Below are 20217 nucleotides of genomic sequence, written 5' to 3'. Positions count from 1 at the left end.
GCGCGACCGGACAGCGAAACCCGCGCGAGTCCACGCTGTATTGGCTGGACGGGTGGCGCCGTGCATTCGGCGACGGTTGCGCCGCAACAAGTTTCGTCGCTTCAGAGACTTCGCCACACCGGTCTCGGTTGGAATAACGGTGCGTCGGGCGGTGCGCCTCGGGGCGAAAAACGGCCGCGCCAACCACTTTCAGAGCGCGGAAGGGCCCCGCCCGCCCGGACAGGTCTACCCTGGTGAAAATGAACTCCCCCAGTTCCTCCCCACATATCGACTTCGACGCCCTCTACCGCGGCGAGAGCCCGGGCGAAGGCCTTCCCCCGGTGCACACGCCCCCGTGGGACACCAAGGCCCCCAAAGAGAGCGTCATCGCGTGGCACAACGCCGGGTGGGTGCACGGCGACGTGCTGGACATCGGCTGCGGTCTCGGCGACAACGCGGTCTATCTGGCCAAACAGGGATATCACGTGACCGGTCTGGACATCTCACCGACGGCGCTGTACACGGCGCAACGGCGAGCCCGCGACGCCGGAGTCGACGTCACATTCGCCGCCGCCGACTCCACCAAACTCGACGGGTACGCCGCAGCGTTCGACACCATCATCGATAGCGGCATGTTCCACTGCCTGGACGACGACGGGAAGCGCAGCTATGCGGCCGCAGCGCACCGCGCGACCAGGCCGGGCGCGAGCCTGCTGATTAGCTGCTTTTCCGACGCCACCGCGCCCAGTCCGGACTGGCCGCGACCGTCGGTGTCCGAGCACACCCTGCACGACGTCCTCGGAGGGGCCGGTTGGGAGATCGACACGGCAGATCAGGTCACGCTCAACCGCGACATGGACGGCACCGAAGTCGAGATGACGTTCTGGTACGTCCGCGCGCTGCGCCGCGATTAACGATCAGGGTCGCAGCCGCGGCGACCCTCGTGCGCCCAGGCCAGCATGTCCGGTGCACCCAGCTGGTTGATTCTGTGGTTGTAGCGCCGGTACTCGTGGTAGGTGAAGTACTCCTGCCACTCCCCGTTGCCACCGCGACGGAAGAACTGTTCATCGCTGCGCCAGATCCCGTCAGTCGTGTTGGGTGCGACTTCGGCTGCACGGGAACGCATTTCACCTAGCGTGGCGTAGTGAGACAGCTCCTGGGCACGCTCGCGGGCCAGATCGTAACCGAGCACCCGGGCCAGTCGCACCATCTCGCCCACCAGGTCTGCCTGATAGTCGGCGTAGTGAAACAGTGCCACGTTGGGCAGGTGCCGCCGCTCCCAGACCTTGGCGAACTGGTCCATCACATTGGCCAGGGTGCCGATCCCCTTGGGCGGAGTGAATCCCACCCCCGGGGGTGGCAAAGCCGGACCCTCCATCCAGTGCCGGAATTCGTCCATCACCGCGCGCCCGGGTCCCGGCTCAGGATCCGGCGGTCCCAGCCGCTCTGCCTGCGGAACCGCCGCCTCGTGCAGCATCCTCACCCGGTCGCGGTCCATGTTGACCGTCTGGTGCAGCATCGACACCGCCGCGTCGCGCGGATCGCGTCCCACGCACAGGTACGTCACACGGTCGTCGAGCACCAGGCCGTCCAGCGGCGTATGCGTCTTGATGAACCGCCGATGGCGCTGAGCGTTCAGGGTCGCGATGACCTCGTCGAGTGGGCGGATGGTCTGGTCGAGCCACGGTGACACGGTCGAGAGCGGCCCGGGCAGCTCGGGCCCGTCGAAGATGATCAGCGACACCAGTCGCTGCGTCCAGGTCATGCCGCATTTCGGTGGGGTGGAGATGATGATGTCGCCGTCGCGCAATCGCAGCGCATCCCAGCGCAGGTTGTCAGTCATCAACTCGCGGTACAGCACCCGGTCGCTCACCATGGTCTGCTCACCCGACGGGCCTTCACCGATGCGCCTCATCACTGCGACCGCCTGATGATGTCGAAGAGAATGCCCTCGACGGTGACCCCGGGCGCGAACGCGAACGCTACCCCCGTCGAGATGGGTTTGGCCGACTCCGCCTGCCGCACCATCATTTCCAGTACGAAGATCAGCGACACGCTGAGCATGTTGCCGAAACGGGCCAGCACGTCCCAGCTGTGTGCCGCCTCCTCGGCGGAGATGCCCAGCGAACGCACGGACTGCTCGATGATCTTCGGCCCGCCGGGATGAACTGCCCACAAGTCGATGTCGGATTTCGCTAAACCATTGTCTCGCAACATCTCTGATACCACGGGTTCCACTCCGCGATAGATGTAGTCGGGCAGGTTCTCCGACAGCTCACAGGTGATGCCGTTGTGGTTGACGCCCAGCACGATCCCATCCTCGGCGTCGTCGAGCAGGCGGGTGAAGCTGCTGCGAATCACCACGCTGCCCGCCGGCAGCGGCTGCTGAACCTGGCCGGCCCCGATCAGCAACGCCCCGCAGCCGTCGCCGAACAGACTGTGTATCACGACGTCGTTGATGTCATCGGCGAAAACAGCATTCACCGAACACAATTCGATACACACGACCAGCGCCTTCATGCTGGGATGCGCGCGCACGTAAGTTGCGGCCGTTCGGATCGCGTTCATCGCGGCCGCGCATCCCATGAAGTTGATCACCACCCGTGACACCGAACGGGACAGTCCAAGTTCCTTGACCACCGCGACATCCACTCCGGGCGCGATGAAGCCGGTGCTGGTGGCGAACACCAGCAGACCGATCTCGTCCACCCCGTACGGCAGGCCGGCCAGGGCACGCCTGGCCGTGTCCACCGCCAGTGGAACCGCGTGGGCGAAGAATAGATTCATCCGGTCCCGGATCGTCGCGGGATTGCGCCGGAACGCATCGAACTCCGGATCCAGCGGATCGATGGCCATGCGGCGGGTGTCGATCCGCGTCTTCTGATAAAGCCGCGGAATGCGTTCCCGCTGTGCGGGTTCGATGAAATACTGCGCCACACGCGCGGCGGCCGTGGTTTGACCGACCTCGCGCTGGGGCCCGCCGGTCGCGATGCCCTCGATCACCGCGACGGTGGTCGGGGGCGCGGGCGGCAATTGAGCCAGCTCAATCTCGGACTGGTCGGCGCATGGCAGCACCGTGCCGCCCTCGGCTGTGGTGCTCATACCGACCCGATTCCGACGAAGCCGCCGGCCACGTAGTTCACGCTTTCCTTCCAGGCCGCAGGCGAGAAGTGCTCGCGGAATAGACCCCAATTGCGTTCTCTGGCAACACGCGACGGTGACAGTAGGTAGGTCCGGCACAGCTTGGGCAACCGGTCGGTGAGGAAACTCTTCGCGGGCAACCACTCGACACCGGACTTGGCCGCCTCTTCGCGCAAAACGTCCTCGGTGACGATGTTGGCGAATCCACTGCGCTGGAACGGCAATACGTGATGCACGCGGTGTGAGCTCAGCCCCGCCGACAAGAAGCAGTCGACATACCGGTTGCCGATCACGGTCAGGTCGTTCGCATGCTCGACCTGGTCGACACCCCAGTCCAGTACGTTGACCGCCGGCGGGTGATCGTCATCCTCGAACTCGTGGCTGGCCACCACCAGGAAGGTGCTGACCCACAGCGTCGCGACGAATTGCAAAGCCCAGGACCAGAAGTCGCCGGCTGCCAGGAAGACGATCATCTCGCTCACCAGCAGCAAGCGGACGCCGGCGGATCCCAGAAAGTGCGGCAGCGCGTTGCGCCAGCTGCCGTAGCCTTCCTTGACACCCACCCTGCGGGTCATATTCCACACGTCGGCGAGCCGGACGGCCATGCCGGTGACCAGGTGGCCGAATTTGTGCAGGGTATGCACCGGCACGCGATACAGCCGTGGCAGCCGCATCATCATCGTGAACACGTTCTTCTTGATGTCGACGTCGCTCTGAGTGTAGGGGTGATGCAGCAGCGTATGCCCGTCGGCGACCACCAACGCCAGCGCTATGTAGTTCAAATCGAAAGTGTTGGAAAGCACCCGGTTCAGCCCTCGCTGGGCACGGTGTAACGCGTAGTGGCCGTATCCCACCAGTGAGCTGCGCAGTAGCACCATCGCAGTCACGAACGCCCACAACGGCATCCAATTCGGTTCGACCAGTCGCAGCGCCTGAACCGCGAAATAGGCGACCGCCAGCATGGCGACCACGATGTTGAAAAGCCGGTCCATTCGTTTGATTCGGGCAGCCAGCCGCGGCTCGGTCAGTCTTGCCTTCACCCGGTGCATCAGGTCTTCTTTGTTGTCGAAACGGTAGTGCGGGGTGTCGCGCCAGCTGTTGAAGCCGTCCTTGAAAAGAAACGGCGGGGCATTGTGCTTGGGATGAATGTCGCGCGGTGTCGCCTCTCGGCCCAATGAGTATTTGCGTTGCAGGATCCGCTCGACGACGGCCGGGTCCCGATGATAGGACGCGATAATCGCCGTGATGTCACGGTTTTTGGTACGACCGATGAAGAACGCACCGCCGGGATGTTTCGATATCCAATCGCTCAGGTCGTAGGCCTGTCCGTTGTATACCCAGACATCTGGCAGCACAGGGGGCCCACCCGGTGGGGGCCCGGGGTGTGGACCCGGACCACGCTCCTGTAATTCGGGGAGGTCGTTGGTCATTCGTGCTCCTGCAGGTCTGTTGGGGTGAGAACGGCTGCGCACCGGTGGTTCCGGCGAGCTGGCCCCAAGCGTGGGAGCGCGGCCTTGAAGGATTCTGTGCGGATTCTCAACGGACTGGCGAGCCGCGAAACCGCCGCGGCCGCAAGCACGCCCACCCGATCCTAGGCATGGTGAGAATCTCCTGTGCCGTCACAAGCCAGCCCCCCGTCGCCCCCGATCGAGCCGAACCGCGGTCGGGAACCGACCCACGGAGCAGGCGCAGCCGCCATGCCTTAGGCCGGTTCCCGATCCGGAGTTCACTACCCTCCCGAGCTGCTATCCGGCCGGATTCGGGATGGTTACCGGGGCTCCCCAGTTCGACAATGTGATCGTGACGTGGCCCTGGTCCTTGTCGATCACCATCCGCACCAGGTAGGCTCTCGGCGGCGTGCCGGGCGCTCCCGGCGCCTTCACATCGGCGATGTACAGGGTGACCGGCAGCGGGCCCTTCGCGTCCTTACCGATCTGCGGCACCAGCGGGTCGATGATCGCTGGGTCGATGGTCCCGGTCACCTTCATGGTGGCGACGCCGTCGATCGTTTCGTTCCCACCGGACTGCGGGTTGGCGACCTTGCCGACGACCGCGCCGATTCCCTTGTCCTTGTCCACAACGACGCCGGGATCGTAGATCTTGTCCGCCGGACCTACGGACGTGTAGGCCCCCGCCTCGTTCTTGGTGTACATCGTCTTGTTGGTGACGACGAACTGCTTGGGTACCGCCGGCGTCTTGGGCTGCAGCCTGATCATGGCGTCACCGACGGCCTGGCCGTTGCCCTGCGGTTGGTTGGTCACGTCAGCGTTGACGGCTTCCATCGGCAAGGTGGTGATGTTGGTGGTCTGCAGGTTGACGTGCAGGGAGCGCAGCGCGGTGGTCGCCTTGGAGGCGTCCTGCAGAAGTTGCTGCGCTTCCGGCGACGGGGCGGCGGATGTTCCGGATGCCGCCCCGGACGACGTCGCAGCAGAGGTTCCCGATGAACCCGAAGTCTGGGAGGTCGCGGTTGAGGATTTGTGTCCACATCCGGCGACCGCTGCGACGAGTGCTGCCGCGAACACGATCGCGACAACGGGAGTCGAGCGTCGACGGGAGACACGTCGGTGGGAGATTTGCGCTTGTGACATCAAGCCATTCATGGCCAGCCTTTGCTGAGTAATCCAACCGGTGGTGATGAGCAGCCAGTCGCTGCCCTCGTCGTACGGCATGAGCGCAGCCCGGTGTACCGACCAGCGCTCACTGGTCGCGGATCTCGGTGACTGCCCACCCGCACCCTGGTTCACCAGCAACGACTCCGTCTTTGACGGCCTGCCGCAGCCCTCACAGCACGTTCCCCAGATTGCTTTTGCCGGAGAGCGCGACAGTAACACGAGGCCGATGCGCTGCAAACAGATTCGCGGAATTAACTGTCGCCGGATCGGCGCCGGCGCATCGGGCCCCGCTGATCTTTGCGGAGTTCATACGGAATTCAGATGAGCGCACGCGCTGCTCCCTGGGTCCGGGCAGTTGATTCGACCGGTTAACCTGAGCCCAGTGAATCTCGACGGCAACCAGGCAACGATCCGCGAGGTCTGCGACGCCGGACTGCTCTCGGGAGCGGTCACCGTCGTATGGCACCGCGGAGAACTGTTGCAGGTCAACGAGGTCGGCTACCGCGACCTCGAGGCCAAATTGCCGATGCAGCACGACACCCTGTTTCGCATCGCATCCATGACCAAACCGGTCACCGTGGCAGTCATCATGAGCATGGTCGACGAGGGCAGACTGGCACTCACAGATCCGATCGCGCGGTGGGTTCCGGAGCTGGCTGACATGCAGGTGCTCGACGACCCGCACGGCCCGCTGGACCGGACCCGTCCCGCGCGGCGCGCCATCCTGATCGAGGATCTGCTCACTCATACCAGCGGCCTGGCCTACGGCTTCTCGGTGACCGGACCGATCTCGCGGGCCTACCTGCGGCTGCCTTTCAATCAGGGCTCGGACGTGTGGCTGTCCGAGCTGGCCGCCCTGCCCCTGGTGCATGAACCCGGCGAAAAGGTGACCTACAGCCACTCGATCGACGTGCTGGGAGTGATCGCGTCCCGCATCGACGGCAAGCCTCTGCACGAGGTGTTCGACGAGCGGGTGCTGGGCCCGGTGGGCATGCCCGACACGGGGTTCTTCGTGGCGCCCGCTTCGCGGCCGCGGGCGGCGACGATGTACCGGCACGACGAAAACGATCAATTGCGGCATGACGTGATGGGGCCGCCGCACGTCAAGCCACCGTCGTTCTGCAACGCAGGCGGCGGCTTGTGGTCGACGGCCGATGACTACCTGCGATTCGTGCGGATGCTGCTGAATGACGGTTGGCTCGACGGTGTCCGGGTGTTGTCGCTCGAGTCGGCGCGACTGATGCGCACCGACCGGCTGACCGAACAACAGAAGCGGCACAATTTTCTCGGCTCGCCGTACTGGGTCGGCCGCGGATTCGGGCTGAACCTTTCGGTGGTGACCGACCCGGCCAGGGCTGCGCCCCTGTTCGGGCCCGGGGGCGTCGGGACATTCAGCTGGCCCGGCGCATATGGGACATGGTGGCAGGCCGACCCGAGCGCGGACCTGATTCTGCTGTACTTCATCCAGTACTGCCCTGACCTGACGGTGAACGCGGCCCAGGCCGTGGCCGGTAAACCGGTTTTGGCCAGACTGCGAACCGCGCAGCCCAGATTCGTCCGCCACACTTATCGGGCTCTGGGGTTGCTGTGAGCGGCTTTTCCTACCAGCGGCCGCCGACGCACCTTGAAGGCGCGCGGTTGCTGTTGCGCCCAGCTGTTGTCGAGGATGCCGGCGAGATATTCGACGGTATCGCGCGCGACCGCGAGGTCACCCGCTTTCTGTTGTGGACAGCGCATCCCGACGTCGTCGAAACCCGGCGGGTGCTCATCGAACAGCTCATCTCCACCAAGGCAGAGCGGAATTGGGTGATCACACTGCGCCGCAGCGATGAGATTGTGGGATTGATCAGCTGCCGGCGCCCGGTGAGCTACTCCGTGGAGATCGGCTATTGCCTCGGACGGCGTTGGTGGGACATGGGTTATATGTTTGAAGCGATCGAGCTGCTGCTGAACCAGCTGGCGGCCGACCCCGGGGTGTACCGCGTCTGGGCCACGTGCCATGTCGACAACTCGCGTTCGTCGCGGCTGCTCGAGCGCGCAGGGTTCACGTTGGAGGGCAGGCTGCGCCGCCACGCCGTGTACCCGACCATGGGGCCGGATCCGCACGACAGCCTGCTCTACGCCAAGATCCTGCGCTGAGTCGCTGCGCCATCTGGGCGCCGAGCGTGAAGCTGGCCGCACGTTCGGCGGTCAGGCAGCCGGTCAGCCGGCCAGGCAGTCAGCCGTCAATTCACCTGCACGGTGTGCTCGTTCGCCAACATCGGTGCCTCCGGTGCCCTCGCGGGCTCGGACGAGCCGTTAGCCGACACTTTGGCGGCGCGAGTGACCGCCGCGCGCGCCGCCTCCATGCGGGCCAGCGCCTCCTGAGTGAACACCGACAAACCAAGCTCGTGGTTGTAGCCGTGAATCTCTTTGACGTCGAGCTGGGCCAGGAAGTAGACGATCTCCTTGGACACCACCTGCCCCGGCACCAGCACCGGGAAACCCGGCGGGTAGGGCACGACAAAAGTGGTGGAAACCAACGTCTTTCCCTCGGCGATCCGCCGACCCGCCGTGCCGATTAACACGTATTCGCGGTCCTTCTCCTCGTACCCGGCGTAGAAGGCCGAGCGGGTGTCGCCATACACACTGCCCTCATCGGGCCGGAACGCCACGTCGAACTCGCTGAAGTCGGGCAGGTGCGGCAGATCCTCGGTGATCTCCTCGACGCGGCGTTCGTGCAGCGCCCAGTCGGCAACACTGGCCGCGGCCTTGGTGCGGTCGAAGTCGGTGGCGACCCGGCGCAGTACGTCGAGCAAGTGGTGGACGCTCGACCAGGTGACGCCGATGGTGAAGATCAGCAGCACACTGTTGATCGAGGTCTTGTTGATCTGGATGCCGAAGCGGTCCATCAGAATCTTTTCGCGGAAATCGTATCCGTTCATCCCGGTCTTGCCGAGGAACAGCGTGACCCGCGTCGGGTCCAGCACGAACTGGTCCGAACGCCAGGCCTCGTTCCACTCGTCGAGTGCACCCTGCCTGACCTCGCGGTAGGAACTGACGTGCGATGCCCGGTACTCCTCGGGCACCAGATCCGCCTCGTCGAGGATGCGGAACCACTTGCTGATCAACCGGTCTTTGCGGACCCGGTGGCGGAACACCAGCGCCATGTCGTAGGTCTGGCGGACCAACTGGAAACCTTCGATGTCGACCTGACGGCGAGCCAGGTCCAGTGATGCCAGCAGTTGCTGGTTCGGCGACGTGGAGGTGTGCGTCAGGAAGGCCTCACCGAATGCGTCGCGGGCGAGTGCGTTGAAGTCCTGGTCGCGGACGTGGATCATCGACGCCTGCCGGAAGGCCGACAGCGACTTGTGCGTGGAGTGGGTGGCATAGACCCGCACCCGGGCCTTCGCGGGGTCGGGCAGCAGTCGGTGGTTGTCCCACTCCGAGCGCGGCACACCTTCCATCGATGCCTGCCAATTGCGGTATTCCTCAGCGTATTCCGGCGATCCCAGCATCTGTTCGAGCCGCTCGGCGGCGACCATCGCGGTGCGTTGGCGGGCCCACGGGACGGCGGTGGCGAACGCGTACCACGCCTCATCCCATAGGAAGACGATGTCCGGCTTGATCGCCAGCACCTCCTCCATCACCCGCCGCGGGTTGTACACGACGCCGTCGAAGATGCAGTTGGTGAGCAACAGCATGCGCACCTTGTCCAGATGGCCGGCGGCTTCGAGGTCCAGTAGCGCCTTCTTGATGGTGGTCAGCGGCACCGCGCCGTAGATGGCGAACTGCGGCAGGGCGTAGGACTCCAGATAGCGCGGGTAAGCGCCGGCCAGCACCAGACCGTAGTGGTGCGATTTGTGGCAGTTGCGGTCGATCAGCACGATGTCGCCCGGCCGCGTCAATGACTGCACGACGATCTTGTTGGCGGTCGAGGTGCCATTGGTGACGAAGTAGGTGTGGTTGGCGTTCCAGGTGACCGCGGCCTTGTCCATGGCCTTCTTGATGTTGCCGTGGGGGTCCAGCAGCGAGTCCAACCCTCCTGAGGTGGTGGATGTTTCGGCCATGAAAATGTTGCGGCCGTAGAACTCGCCCATGTCCTGCAACGACTTCGAGTTGAAGATGCTGGCGCCGCGTGCGACGGGAAGAGCGTGGAACTGGCCCACCGGCGCGGCGGCATAAGCCCGCAATGCGTCGAAGAAGGGCGTGGCGAATCGGTTTCGCAATCCGGCGATCACCGTGCTGTGCAGGTCGGTGACATCGTTGAGCCGGTAGAAGGTGCGGTCGTAGACGTCGGGCTCGTCGTCGCTGCCGGCGGCGATCGACTCGTCGGTGAGCAGATAAAGGTCGATGTGGGGCCGCAATTCGCGGATCCACTCGCCGCACTCGACCCAGTCGTGCGAGCGGTCGGATACCCTGGATATCGATGTGTCGTCGTTGGCGCCCAGCAGCGTGTTCATCAGGGGCACCCGGTCGCGTGACCGGAGCGGCAGATCGTGGCGGATGATCGCAGCCTGGATCTCCCCGTTGAGCGCCACCGCGGTGATGGCATCCTCGACGCTGGGCGCCAGCAGGATTTCGAATTGAATGTCGTCAGCCGCGTTGCGCAGCGCACGCAGCGCTTCGGCCAGGCAATCGGGTGCTGTGCACGGGGAATCGTCGGCCAGCAGCACCGTGTAGAACTGCTGCTGTTTGGCCTGCGCCACCAGCTCCTGGTCGGCGAGCGGTGCTGAGAGGTCGAATAGCGCTGTGCGGTCGCCATATTCGGATAACAACCGCACTGCTTGCGACACCTCTTCGGCAAGCCGCACCGTGGACAGACTTTCCAGGTGCGCACGGAAGGTGGCCAGGTTGTCCGCGCCCGGGTACAACCAGTACCGCTCGTAGGCGGCGATGCGGTCCATCAGCCGCTTGACCTTGGCCAGGTCGTGAGTCTTGTCCAGCCCGGCCAGGTCAACCTCGGACAGGTGGCGGCACGCGTCGTCGAGCAGGTTCCAGGTGTCGACGCGGGTGTACGACGGGTTGGCCACCGCCGCCAGCGCGGAGACGCGCAGTCGTCGGGTGCGGGCACTGTCTCGATTCATGTCGTCACCTGTTCTCGAGCGTCAGTGCAGCTCGTAGGTATCGCGGGAGAGTTGGAAATAATGGCCCGCACCGCTGTCGGTGCAGGTGATGCCGGATGGTTGGCTTTCGCAGGTGACCGAGCTGAGCGAGTGTGTCTGGCCGTACTCCAACACCGGATACCCGGTGCCTTTCACGGTGTCGCTGTGACAGGTCATCTTGGCCGCACTGCCCTGGCGCATGCTGATCCGGTCCCCGAACGCTCCCATGCAGGGATTCGGTCGCGGCGGGACCGGATAGGTGTGGTTACCGACCTCGCAGTCAACCAGGACTGAGCCGTCCAACGAGCCCATCGCGCAGTCGATGTTCCCCGACGGCGTCTGGAAGAAGTCGAAGCCATCGGCGTGTGCGGTGCCCGCGGACGCCATTGCCAGCGCCATCCCGGCAGTGGTCAACGTGACCATGGCTCTGATTGACCTCAATGTCGACCGCTTTCCATTGGTAACCAACGGTCATTGTGTCGCGCCCGCGCGCAAAGCGCGAACGTTTCGCCCGGGAATTTCGCGCTGCAGGTCCGAGACGAGGGTCAGTCTACTGACTCGTCGCCAGCGTCGATGATCTGCCGATTGCCTTTGCCGAGCGGGTTTTCCATCCACTTGAACAGCGGCAGCTGGGGAAGCTCGAAGCGCCGCCCGGGCAGGTCGGTGACGTCGCCGAGCGACCGCACCACACCCTGGGTCAGTCCCATGATGGCGGCCATCACCGGCAGCAGCGGCTGCAGCGGCTTGGCGGCAGTGCGCACCGTGCTGATCCGGCGGGCCAAGATCAGGCGTTCGACGGTGTGATACACCGCCGCACCGACACCCAGTCCGAAGATCGCAAGCACCGACGCAAGGATGGTCCAGCCGAAGGCGGCACTGATCACCGCACCGACGACCACCGCCACCGCCGCCAGCACTGCCATGACCACACGCATTTCCAGTCGTGTCACGAGGCACCCTCCTGGACGGCTTGCGCGGCCGCCCGGATCTGCGGCGTCACCAGCATGACCTGGCCCAGCACGCCGTTGATGAAACCTGGCGAGTCGTCGGTGGACAGTTCCTTGGCCAACTCGACGGCCTCGTCGACGGCGACCGGTTCCGGCACGTCGTCGGCATAGAGCAGCTCCCACACCGCGACCCGGAGGATGGCGCGATCCACCGCGGGCAGGCGGTCCAGCGTCCAGGACTGCAGGTGCGAGGTGATCAGCTCGTCGACATGAGCGGCATGTCCGGCGACCCCACGGGCGACGACGGCCGTATAGGGAAGCAGCCGGGCCACATCCGGATTCGACTCGGCCAGCGTGGTCCGCATGTCGACCATCTCCGCCGGGCTCAGACCGCGGGCCTCGGCCTCGAACAGCAGATCCACGGCGCCTTTGCGCGCCTGGTGCCGCCCTTTGACAGGGCGGTGAGCTCGTTGTTTGCTGCGTTTCCCGTCAGGCATGGTCAGGTGTTGACCCGCCCCAGGTAGCTGCCGTCGCGGGTGTCGACCTTGAGCTTGTCGCCGGTGTTGATGAACAACGGCACCTGGATCTCCGCGCCGGTCTCCACCGTCGCCGGCTTGGTGCCCGCACTGGACCGGTCTCCCTGCAGACCGGGCTCGGTGTGGGAGACCACGAGTTCAACCGACACCGGCAGCTCGATGTAGAGCGGCGCGCCGTTGTGGAACGCGACCTGCACGGGCATGCCTTCCAGCAGGAACCGCGCGGCCTCACCGACCAGCGACTCCGGCAGCGGGTGCTGCTCGTAGTCCTGGCTGTCCATGAACACGAAGTCCGACCCGTCGCGATAGAGGTACGTGGTGTCGCGCCGGTCCACCGTGGCGGTGTCGACCTTCACACCGGCGTTGTAAGTCTTGTCCACAACCTTGCCGGACAGCACGTTCTTCAGCTTGGTCCGCACGAAGGCCGGACCCTTGCCGGGCTTGACGTGCTGAAACTCGGTGATGGTCCACAGCTGGCCGTCGATCACCAGGACGAGTCCGTTCTTGAAGTCAGCAGTGGTCGCCACGATCGGTAAATCTCCTACAGGACGGCCGGTTCCTGTAGAAACCGGGTCGACAATTCCGGGGTCTGCCCGGGGTGGCGCGAGGTGGCCGGTGTCTCCCAGGGCACCACCTATGTGTCCTGGATGCGGACACCGCCACGGCCGGGTGAATAGACGCCGGGCTCCACGGTCATGACGGAGCCCGAACGTAGTGTACCGGCGGATGCCGGCCCTTCGGGGACGTGCAGGCCACGTCGGGTCCCCGGCGGTGACATTCCCCACGCGGGTCAGGTCAGAACCGCGAGTTCCTTCGGGAACCGCGTCAACAGTTCGGGGGTGTGCGCGGCGTGGTGCGAGCCGGCGTCCACCGGTACCGCCAGGGTGTCCTCGATGCGGACACCGCCGCGGCCGGGCAGGTAGACGCCCGGCTCCACGGTCACCACGGAACCCGCCAGCAGGGTGCCGGCGGACGTCGCGCCGATGCCCGGCGCTTCGTGGATCTGCAGGCCCACCCCGTGCCCCAGGCCATGGCCGAAGTGATCGCCGTAGCCCGCGTCGGCGATGATCTGCCGCGCGGCGCCGTCGACGTCGCGCAGTTCGGCACCCGGGTGCAGTGCCTCGCGGCCGGCCCGTTGCGCCTGCGCGACCAGGTCGTAGATCTCGAGCTGCCAATCGGCAGCGTGGCCCAACACGAAGGTGCGGGTCATGTCCGAGTGGTAACCCGCCACTAGCGCACCGAAGTCGATCTTCACGAAATCTCCCGACGCGAGCACCGCGTCGGTCGGCCGGTGGTGCGGGATGGCCGAATTCGGCCCGGCGGCCACGATCGTCTCGAACGAGATCGCATCGGCGCCGTGATCGAGCATCAGGCCCTCCAGCTCGCGGCTCACCTCACGCTCGGTGCGCCCCGGCCGCAGCCCGCCGCTCTCCACCAGATCGGTGAGCGCGGCGTCGGCCGCTTCGCAGGCCAGCCGCAGCAGCGCCAGCTCGCCGGCGTCCTTCACCTCGCGGAGCACCTCCACGGTGCCCGATGCCCGCACCAATTCGGTGTGGTGGCCCTCCAGTTCCGCAGTCAGGGTGTCCAGTCCGTCGACCGTGACCACGTGACTTTCGAAACCGAGTCGTTCGACCCGGTCCTGTCCGGCCCGCCCGGCGAGGTACCGTCCGACGGCCCGCTCGATGGCCACCTCCAGATCAGGGGCTTGCTGCGCCGCCTGGGTGCGGTAGCGACCGTCGGTGGCCAGTACGGCCTCACGGTCGTCAGCAAACACCAGCAACGCGCCGTTGGAGCCGCTGAATCCAGATAGATACCGCACGTTTATCAAGTCCGTGACCAGCATCGCATCTAGTCCGGCGGCACGGATCTTGGTCTTCAGGTTGTGTCGGCGCTGGGAATGTGTCACGACCCTTGACCGTACTCGCTACGCTGTTTGCCCATGAACAAGTGGATGCTGCGTGGATTGGTGTTTGCCGCCGGGATGGTCGTTCTTCGCCTGTTTCAAGGGGCGCTGATCAACGCGTGGCAGACCCAGTCGGCGCTGATCAGCATTGTGCTGCTGACGATCTTTGTGATTTGCGCGGCGGTGTGGGGGACGATGGACGGCCGCGCCGACGCCAAAGCGAACCCCGACCCGGACCGCCGCGAAGACCTGGCCATGGTGTGGTTGCTGGGAGGGCTGGTGGCCGGCGTGGTCAGCGGCCTGGTCGCCTGGATCATCGCCATCTTCTACAAGGGCATCTACACCGGTGGTTTGCTCAACGAGCTAACCACGTTCGCGGCTTTCACCGCGCTGATTGTCTTCCTGTTCGCGATCGTCGGCGTGTCGATCGGCCGGTGGCGCATTGACCGCAACGCTCCCCCGATCGAGAGGCCCGATCACGACCCGCACCGCGACCGCTCCGGCGATACCGATGTGTTCACCGCCGTTCGCGCCGACGACAGCCCCACCGGCGAGATCAGGACATCGGGCGCCCAGACTGAGGAGCGGACCTCGTCGGTGGCCACCGTCGAGCGCGAGGCACCCACCGAGGTGATACGCACCGGCGATCACGCCAATGAGGACAAGACCGAAGTCATCCGCACCGGCGACCACAAAGATGAGGACAAGACCGAAGTCATCCGCACCGGCGACCACGGCAGTGAGGACAAGACCGAGGTGCTCAATCTCGACGACCAGACCAAGCCGCACAGGAAAACTAGCGAGTAGTCCCCCGAGCTGTCAGCACGCCTTCGCCTCGACGAGGCTGAACGGCGACGCGGTCGGAATCACCCGTGTCATTTTGAACCCGGAGCGCGCGAGCAACACGCTGTACTCCGCCGCGGTGCGTTCGCGGCTGCCATCCATACCCAATAGCATCTCGAGATCAGTCCACTTGCCGACGAAGTCGCGGTTGTGCTCGGGAATCACAAGCTCGATTAGGACCACGGTGCAGTCCGCACCGCCGCCGTTGCGCAGATTGCGCAAGATCGTCACGGCCTTATCATCGGGCCAGTCGTGAATGATGTGTTTCAGGACGTACAGGTCGGCCGCTCCAGGGACGCCCTCGAAGAATGACCCTCCCTCGACACGAACCCGTTCTGCCACACCCAGTTTCCGCAGCAGTGGCAACGCCCCGGCGGCAACGTCCGGGATTTCCAGGAGCACACCGCGAGCGGTCGGCGCCGCCGTCAGGATCGCGGCTAGCAAGCGGCCATGTCCGCCACCGACGTCCATGATCGTGGGGTACCGGGTGAAGTCGTAGGCGGCGACCACGGGGCGTTCCGCCATCTCCGAGATGCTGGTCATGGCGCCGTTGAAAAGCTCTGACAGATAAGGATTGTCGCTGAGGTAGTCGAAGAACTCCTTGCCGCGGAGACGCGGAATGCTCGCCCTACCGGTTCTGACCGACTCGGCAAGCATGCTCCAGTGCTCGCGATGCTGCGGCGATCCGTATAACAGCGCTGCGGCGGCCATCGACCCCGGAGCGTCGGTCCGCAGCGTGTCGGCGAGAGGCGTAAGGCCATAGGCGCCATTCGCGTGCCGGCGAAAAATGCCACGACTGCCCAGCGCCCGCAAAAGTCGGCTCACCGCATCGGGGTCGGCACCAACCTTTGCGGCAAGTTCATCGGGCTGCAGCGGCCCTGCGGCCAGCGCGTCGGCGATACCTAGTTCGGCAGCCGCTTCGATCGCTTGTGACGTCCATCCCGCCAGGATGAGTTCGATCATCGCAACCGGCGGCGGAGCGAGTCGCTGATGTATGCGATAGAGGCTATCCCGCAGGCGGTCAACCAGTTTCACCAACCGTACCGGCGGTACGCGCGTGGGTTGCATGGCGCTCATCCTCCCGTAGTAATATTTAGCGAGAGTTAACTAAATTGAATATAGTTGACTATATGGAAGGTGGAATGCTGGTGTCAACGGCTTCACGCAAGCGGCCGCGTCGAACGTATGACAACAGCCGTCGGAAGGCCGACGCCGAAGCTCGTCAACACCGGATCGTCACGGCGGCGACGACTCTCTTCGTCGAGCAGGGCTTCGCCGCGACATCGATCGACCAGATCGCGGCAGCGGCAGACGTCTCACCACAAACGGTCTATGCGGCATACGGGTCGAAGGCTGGCGTGCTTTCCCGGGCGATCGAGGTCGCACTCGTGGGCGACTACGGCCCAGAACCGTTGGCCGATCGACTGCCGCTGCTCGCCGATATATCGAGCGAGCCGCAACGCATGTTCTTCGCGACCGCCGCGCACTTCGTCCGAGAGGTGCACGAGCGGGTGGCGCCGTTGATGCAGGTGCTGTTGCAGGCGGGCCTGGACGAACTGCGCCTGAGGTTGACTCGCGAGATACGCGCTGACTGTACGCTGTGGGTGGCACAGCTGGGGCCGGCACTGCGCCCGAGCCTGACCGCAGATCAAGCTGCCGACATTTTGGCCACCATCCAGTCGCCGTACGTGTTTTGGACGTTCACCAACGATGTGGGATGGTCACCAGACCAATACGAGAAATGGCTGGCCGACGCGCTGCCCCGCCTGCTGCTGAGGCCGGAGCTGCTGCCAGAGTAGATTTTCCGCATGATGTGTTCGTAACACGTTACGGCTAGCTGCTTCTCGGGCGTCGCAAGTTCGCTAACGAGACACTCGGTGGAGCAGGGGCAACCTGTTGACTTGCTAGGCGGCCAGGTAGCGCAGGGCCAGCAGGTATCCCTGTACCCCCAGTCCGACGATCACACCGGTCGCGACCGGGCTGAGATACGAGTGGTGCCGGAACTCTTCGCGCGCATGAACATTGGAGATGTGCACCTCGATCAACGGTGCGCTCAGTTCCGCGCAGGCGTCGCGCAACGCTACCGAGGTATGGGTCAGGCCGCCGGCGTTGAGTATCACCGGTTCGGAAGCGTCGGCGGCCCGGTGTATCCAGTCCAGCAGTTCGGCTTCGCTGTCGCTCTGCCGCACAAGGACATTCAGCCCGAGTTCGGCGGCTTCGGCCTCGATCAGGACGACCAGGTCGTCGTGGGTGGTGCTGCCGTAGACGGCGGGTTCCCGCTTACCGAGCCGGCCCAGGTTTGGGCCGTTGATGACATTGATGGTCATGGGGCGCACACCCCGGCGTAGGCCGTCACCAACAGACCCGGGTCGGGTCCCACCAGACGGCCCGGCTTGGCCAGTCCGTCCAGAACCACAAAGCGCAGCACCCCGGCACGCGTCTTCTTGTCTCCTACCATCAGTTCCAGCAGCTGAGGCAGTGCGTCGTGGTCATAGCTGACGGGCAAACCCAGCGACGTGAGGATGTCGCGGTGACGTCGAGCGGTCTCGTCGTCGAGGCGGCCGGTAAGCCGGGCGAGCTCGGCTGCGAACACCAGCCCCACCGAGACGGCGGCGCCGTGCCGCCACTGATAGCGTTCCCGGCGTTCGATGGCATGGGCCAAAGTGTGGCCGTAGTTAAGTATTTCGCGCAGCTCGGATTCCTTCTCGTCGGCCGCGACCACTTCGGCTTTGACGACGATCGCCCGGCGGATCAGTTCGGGCAGCACGTCGCCTTCGGGATCCAACGCCGCCTGGGGGTCGGCTTCGATGAGGTCGAGGATGACGGGGTCGGCGATGAATCCGGCTTTGACCACTTCAGCCATGCCCGCGACGATTTCATTGTGCGGCAACGTTTTCAGCATCGCCATGTCGGCCAGCACGGCCAGCGGCTGATGAAACGCGCCGACCAGGTTCTTGCCTGCGTCGGTGTTGATGCCGGTCTTGCCGCCGACGGCCGCGTCGACCATGCCGAGCAGCGTGGTGGGCACGTGCACGATCGACACACCGCGCAGCCAGGTGGCCGCCGCGAAACCCGCGACGTCCGTGGCGGCCCCACCGCCCAAGCTCACCAGTGCATCCTTGCGCCCGAGTCCGATACGGCCCAACACTTCCCAGATGAACCCGACGACAGGCAGCTCTTTACCCGCTTCGGCGTCCGGGATTTCGACGCGGTGCGCATCGATCCCGCTGTCGGCCAATCGGGTTCGGATCTCCTCCGCAGTGTCCGCGAGTACGGGCTGATGCAGGATGGCGACCTTGTGCCGCCCGGACAGCAGCTTGTCCAGCTCGTCGAGCAATCCGGTGCCGATCAGCACCGGATAGGGCGGGTCCACGGCCACCTCGACGGTGACCGGTGCGTGCTCTGTCATTTGGCGGCCTCTACCGAAGTCGGGGTCTGCAGGCGCGACACGATGTAGCGGACCACGGCGCCGGGGTTGCGGCGGTTGGTGTCCACCCGGATGGTTGCCACCCGGCGGTACAGCGGAATGCGTTTGGACATCAGCTCGCGGAACTTCGCGGCGCGGTCGGGTCCGGCCAACAGGGGCCGCACCGTGTTGCCGCCGGTACGCCGCACGCCTTCGGCCGCACTGATCTCCAGGTAGACCACGGTGTGGCCGGCCAGAGCCGCGCACACGCCGGGGCTGGTGACCGCGCCACCACCGAGCGACAGCACACCGTCATGCTCCTCGAGTGCCGTGCGGATCACGTCCTCCTCGATGCGCCGGAACTCCTGCTCGCCGTCGGTGGCGAAAATGTCGGCGATGCTGCGACCGGTCTGCGCCTCGATGGCCGCGTCGGTATCGAGCAGGCCGACCCCGAGCGCCTTGGCTAACCGACGCCCGATGGTCGACTTCCCCGAGCCGGGCAAGCCCACGAGTACCGCCCTGGGAGCCATCCGGTCAGCTCCCGGCAGCCCGGGCCGCAGGCGCCTCGCGGTCGGCGACCGTGCGCAGGTAGGAGTCGATGTTGCGGCGGGTTTCGGCCAGCGAATCTCCGCCGAACTTCTCCAGCGCGGCGCGGGCCAGCACCAGCGCCACCATCGTCTCGACGACGACTCCGGCGGCCGGCACCGCACACACGTCCGAGCGCTGGTGGATCGCAACGGCCTCGTCGCCGGTGGCCATGTCGACGGTGGCCAGTGCGCGCGGCACGGTGGAGATCGGCTTCATCGCCGCGCGCACCCGCAGCGGCTGCCCGTTGGTCATCCCCCCTTCGAGCCCACCGGCGCGGTTGGTGGAGCGGACGACGCCGTCGGGACCCGGGTACATCTCGTCGTGGGCGCGGCTGCCGCGACGGCGGGCCGTCTGGAAGCCGTCGCCGATCTCCACGCCCTTGATCGCCTGGATGCCCATCACCGCGGCCGCCAGCTGGCTGTCGAGCCGGTTGTCGCCACTGGTGAAAGAGCCCAAGCCGACCGGCAGGCCCAGCGCCACCGCTTCGACGACACCGCCGAGTGTATCGCCGTCCTTCTTGGCGGCTTCGATCTCGCTGATCATCGACTTTTCGGCCGCTTCGTCATACGCGCGGACCGGGCTGGCATCGATGGCCGGCAGATCCTCGGCGCGGGGCGGCGGTCCGTCGTAAGGTTCTGACGCGCCGATCGAGATGACGTGCGAGAGCACCTCGACGCCCAGCGCCTGGCGCAGGAAGGCCCGCGCGACAGTGCCGGCGGCGACCCGGGCGGCGGTCTCGCGGGCGCTGGCGCGCTCCAGAACCGGGCGAGCGTCGTCGAAGCCGTATTTGAGCATGCCCGCGTAATCTGCGTGCCCGGGTCGGGGCCGGGTCAGGGGCTCATTGCGGGCGCTGTCCGCCAGCAGCGCCGGGTCGACGGGATCGGGGGCCATCACCGTTTCCCACTTGGGCCACTCGGTGTTGCCGATCTCGATCGCGATGGGCCCTCCCAGGGTCACACCGTGCCGCACCCCCGACAGCATGGTCACCACGTCGCGCTCGAATTTCATTCGGGCCCCGCGGCCGTAACCCAGGCGGCGGCGGGCCAACTCGTCGGCGATCTCGGTGGACGTGACCTCTACGCCGGCGACCATGCCCTCGACCATGGCCACCAGCGCGCGGCCATGAGATTCCCCAGCAGTGATCCAGCGCAACACCGGAACATCTTCCCACGTCCGCG

At 65.5% G+C, this 20217-nt stretch carries 20 protein-coding genes and 1 pseudogene; 5 read left to right on the top strand and 16 right to left on the bottom strand.

Going from position 1 to position 20217, the window contains the following annotated elements; genetic code table 11:
* Positions 1-239: 239 nt before the first annotated feature.
* Complete coding sequence (locus tag ACX9NE_RS12160) at positions 240-893, top strand: class I SAM-dependent methyltransferase (protein WP_459363834.1); 654 nt, start codon at positions 240-242, stop codon at positions 891-893.
* Here the strand turns inward: ACX9NE_RS12160 and ACX9NE_RS12155 are convergent.
* The 4 genes from ACX9NE_RS12155 to ACX9NE_RS12140 all read right to left on the bottom strand — a co-directional run bounded on the left by ACX9NE_RS12155 (position 890) and on the right by ACX9NE_RS12140 (position 5720).
* Positions 890-1894 (bottom strand): sulfotransferase domain-containing protein, encoded by a 1005-nt coding sequence (locus ACX9NE_RS12155; protein WP_459363835.1) that lies wholly within the window; start codon positions 1892-1894, stop codon positions 890-892. The genes ACX9NE_RS12160 and ACX9NE_RS12155 overlap by 4 nt on opposite strands.
* A complete protein-coding gene (locus ACX9NE_RS12150) occupies positions 1894-3081 on the bottom strand; it encodes a type III polyketide synthase (RefSeq protein WP_459363836.1) in 1188 nt (395 codons plus the stop codon). The genes ACX9NE_RS12155 and ACX9NE_RS12150 overlap by 1 nt, the downstream gene beginning before the upstream one ends.
* A complete protein-coding gene (locus ACX9NE_RS12145; protein WP_459363837.1) occupies positions 3078-4550 on the bottom strand; it encodes a fatty acid desaturase in 1473 nt (490 codons plus the stop codon). The genes ACX9NE_RS12150 and ACX9NE_RS12145 overlap by 4 nt, the downstream gene beginning before the upstream one ends.
* A 315-nt stretch (positions 4551-4865) precedes the next feature.
* Positions 4866-5720, bottom strand: coding sequence for an LppX_LprAFG lipoprotein (locus tag ACX9NE_RS12140; protein WP_459363897.1), 855 nt, complete (start codon positions 5718-5720; stop codon positions 4866-4868).
* Between the two features lie 394 nt (positions 5721-6114).
* Here ACX9NE_RS12140 and ACX9NE_RS12135 point away from each other — a divergent pair, with 394 nt between their 5' ends.
* Both ACX9NE_RS12135 and ACX9NE_RS12130 read left to right on the top strand, forming a co-directional pair.
* On the top strand, positions 6115-7323 hold the full coding sequence (locus ACX9NE_RS12135) for a serine hydrolase domain-containing protein (protein ID WP_459363838.1): 1209 nt from the start codon (positions 6115-6117) through the stop codon (positions 7321-7323).
* Entirely contained in the window at positions 7320-7871 is a 552-nt protein-coding gene (locus ACX9NE_RS12130; RefSeq protein ID WP_459363839.1) for a GNAT family N-acetyltransferase, read from the top strand. Before ACX9NE_RS12135 ends, ACX9NE_RS12130 begins: the two co-directional genes overlap by 4 nt.
* Before the next feature lie 86 nt (positions 7872-7957).
* On the opposite strand, the gene ACX9NE_RS12125 is transcribed toward ACX9NE_RS12130, so the two are convergent.
* From ACX9NE_RS12125 to ACX9NE_RS12095, 7 genes and pseudogenes are all read right to left on the bottom strand, one after another.
* Positions 7958-10798 (bottom strand): aminotransferase class I/II-fold pyridoxal phosphate-dependent enzyme, encoded by a 2841-nt coding sequence (locus ACX9NE_RS12125; protein ID WP_459363840.1) that lies wholly within the window; start codon positions 10796-10798, stop codon positions 7958-7960.
* A 21-nt stretch (positions 10799-10819) separates the two neighbouring features.
* Entirely contained in the window at positions 10820-11239 is a 420-nt protein-coding gene (locus ACX9NE_RS12120) for a DUF6636 domain-containing protein (RefSeq protein WP_459363841.1), read from the bottom strand.
* A 122-nt stretch (positions 11240-11361) separates the two neighbouring features.
* The gene (locus ACX9NE_RS12115; protein WP_459363842.1) at positions 11362-11766 is read right to left on the bottom strand and encodes an antitermination protein NusB; all 405 of its coding nucleotides are present in this window, start codon (positions 11764-11766) and stop codon (positions 11362-11364) included.
* Positions 11763-12260, bottom strand: a complete 498-nt coding sequence (nusB, locus tag ACX9NE_RS12110) for a transcription antitermination factor NusB (protein WP_459363843.1) — start codon at positions 12258-12260, stop codon at positions 11763-11765. Before nusB ends, ACX9NE_RS12115 begins: the two co-directional genes overlap by 4 nt.
* Positions 12261-12262: 2 nt before the next feature.
* Complete coding sequence (gene efp / locus ACX9NE_RS12105; RefSeq protein WP_459363844.1) at positions 12263-12826, bottom strand: elongation factor P; 564 nt, start codon at positions 12824-12826, stop codon at positions 12263-12265.
* Positions 12827-12840: 14 nt separating this feature from the next.
* Positions 12841-13053 (bottom strand): annotated as a pseudogene (locus ACX9NE_RS12100) (M24 family metallopeptidase); the annotation flags it as partial.
* A gap of 36 nt (positions 13054-13089) precedes the next feature.
* Complete coding sequence (locus tag ACX9NE_RS12095) at positions 13090-14205, bottom strand: M24 family metallopeptidase (RefSeq protein ID WP_459363845.1); 1116 nt, start codon at positions 14203-14205, stop codon at positions 13090-13092.
* A gap of 33 nt (positions 14206-14238) precedes the next feature.
* Here ACX9NE_RS12095 and ACX9NE_RS12090 point away from each other — a divergent pair, with 33 nt between their 5' ends.
* A complete protein-coding gene (locus ACX9NE_RS12090) occupies positions 14239-15009 on the top strand; it encodes a B-4DMT family transporter (RefSeq protein ID WP_459363846.1) in 771 nt (256 codons plus the stop codon).
* 12 nt (positions 15010-15021) lie between these two features.
* Here ACX9NE_RS12090 and ACX9NE_RS12085 read toward each other — a convergent pair whose 3' ends face one another.
* Positions 15022-16113: a methyltransferase gene (locus ACX9NE_RS12085; protein ID WP_459363847.1), complete on the bottom strand. Its 1092-nt coding sequence runs from the start codon at positions 16111-16113 to the stop codon at positions 15022-15024.
* An 80-nt stretch (positions 16114-16193) separates the two neighbouring features.
* On the opposite strand from ACX9NE_RS12085, the gene ACX9NE_RS12080 reads away from it, so the two are divergent.
* Positions 16194-16844, top strand: a complete 651-nt coding sequence (locus ACX9NE_RS12080) for a TetR/AcrR family transcriptional regulator (RefSeq protein WP_459377727.1) — start codon at positions 16194-16196, stop codon at positions 16842-16844.
* Positions 16845-16949: 105 nt separating this feature from the next.
* On the opposite strand, the gene aroQ is transcribed toward ACX9NE_RS12080, so the two are convergent.
* Genes aroQ through aroC form a run of 4 tightly spaced genes read right to left on the bottom strand, consistent with a single transcriptional unit; the run spans position 16950 to position 20194 of the window.
* The gene (gene aroQ / locus ACX9NE_RS12075) at positions 16950-17372 is read right to left on the bottom strand and encodes a type II 3-dehydroquinate dehydratase (RefSeq protein WP_459363848.1); all 423 of its coding nucleotides are present in this window, start codon (positions 17370-17372) and stop codon (positions 16950-16952) included.
* Positions 17369-18454 (bottom strand): 3-dehydroquinate synthase, encoded by a 1086-nt coding sequence (gene aroB, locus ACX9NE_RS12070; protein ID WP_459363849.1) that lies wholly within the window; start codon positions 18452-18454, stop codon positions 17369-17371. The genes aroQ and aroB overlap by 4 nt, the downstream gene beginning before the upstream one ends.
* Positions 18451-18981 (bottom strand): shikimate kinase, encoded by a 531-nt coding sequence (locus ACX9NE_RS12065; protein WP_459363850.1) that lies wholly within the window; start codon positions 18979-18981, stop codon positions 18451-18453. The genes aroB and ACX9NE_RS12065 overlap by 4 nt, the downstream gene beginning before the upstream one ends.
* A 4-nt stretch (positions 18982-18985) precedes the next feature.
* A complete protein-coding gene (aroC, locus tag ACX9NE_RS12060) occupies positions 18986-20194 on the bottom strand; it encodes a chorismate synthase (RefSeq protein ID WP_459363851.1) in 1209 nt (402 codons plus the stop codon).
* Positions 20195-20217: the final 23 nt, after the last annotated feature.

The sequence above is a fragment of the Mycobacterium sp. ML4 genome (assembly GCF_054515735.1).
The sequence above is the reverse complement of the archived record's forward strand: the minus strand, read 5'-3'. Positions and strand labels throughout refer to the sequence as shown.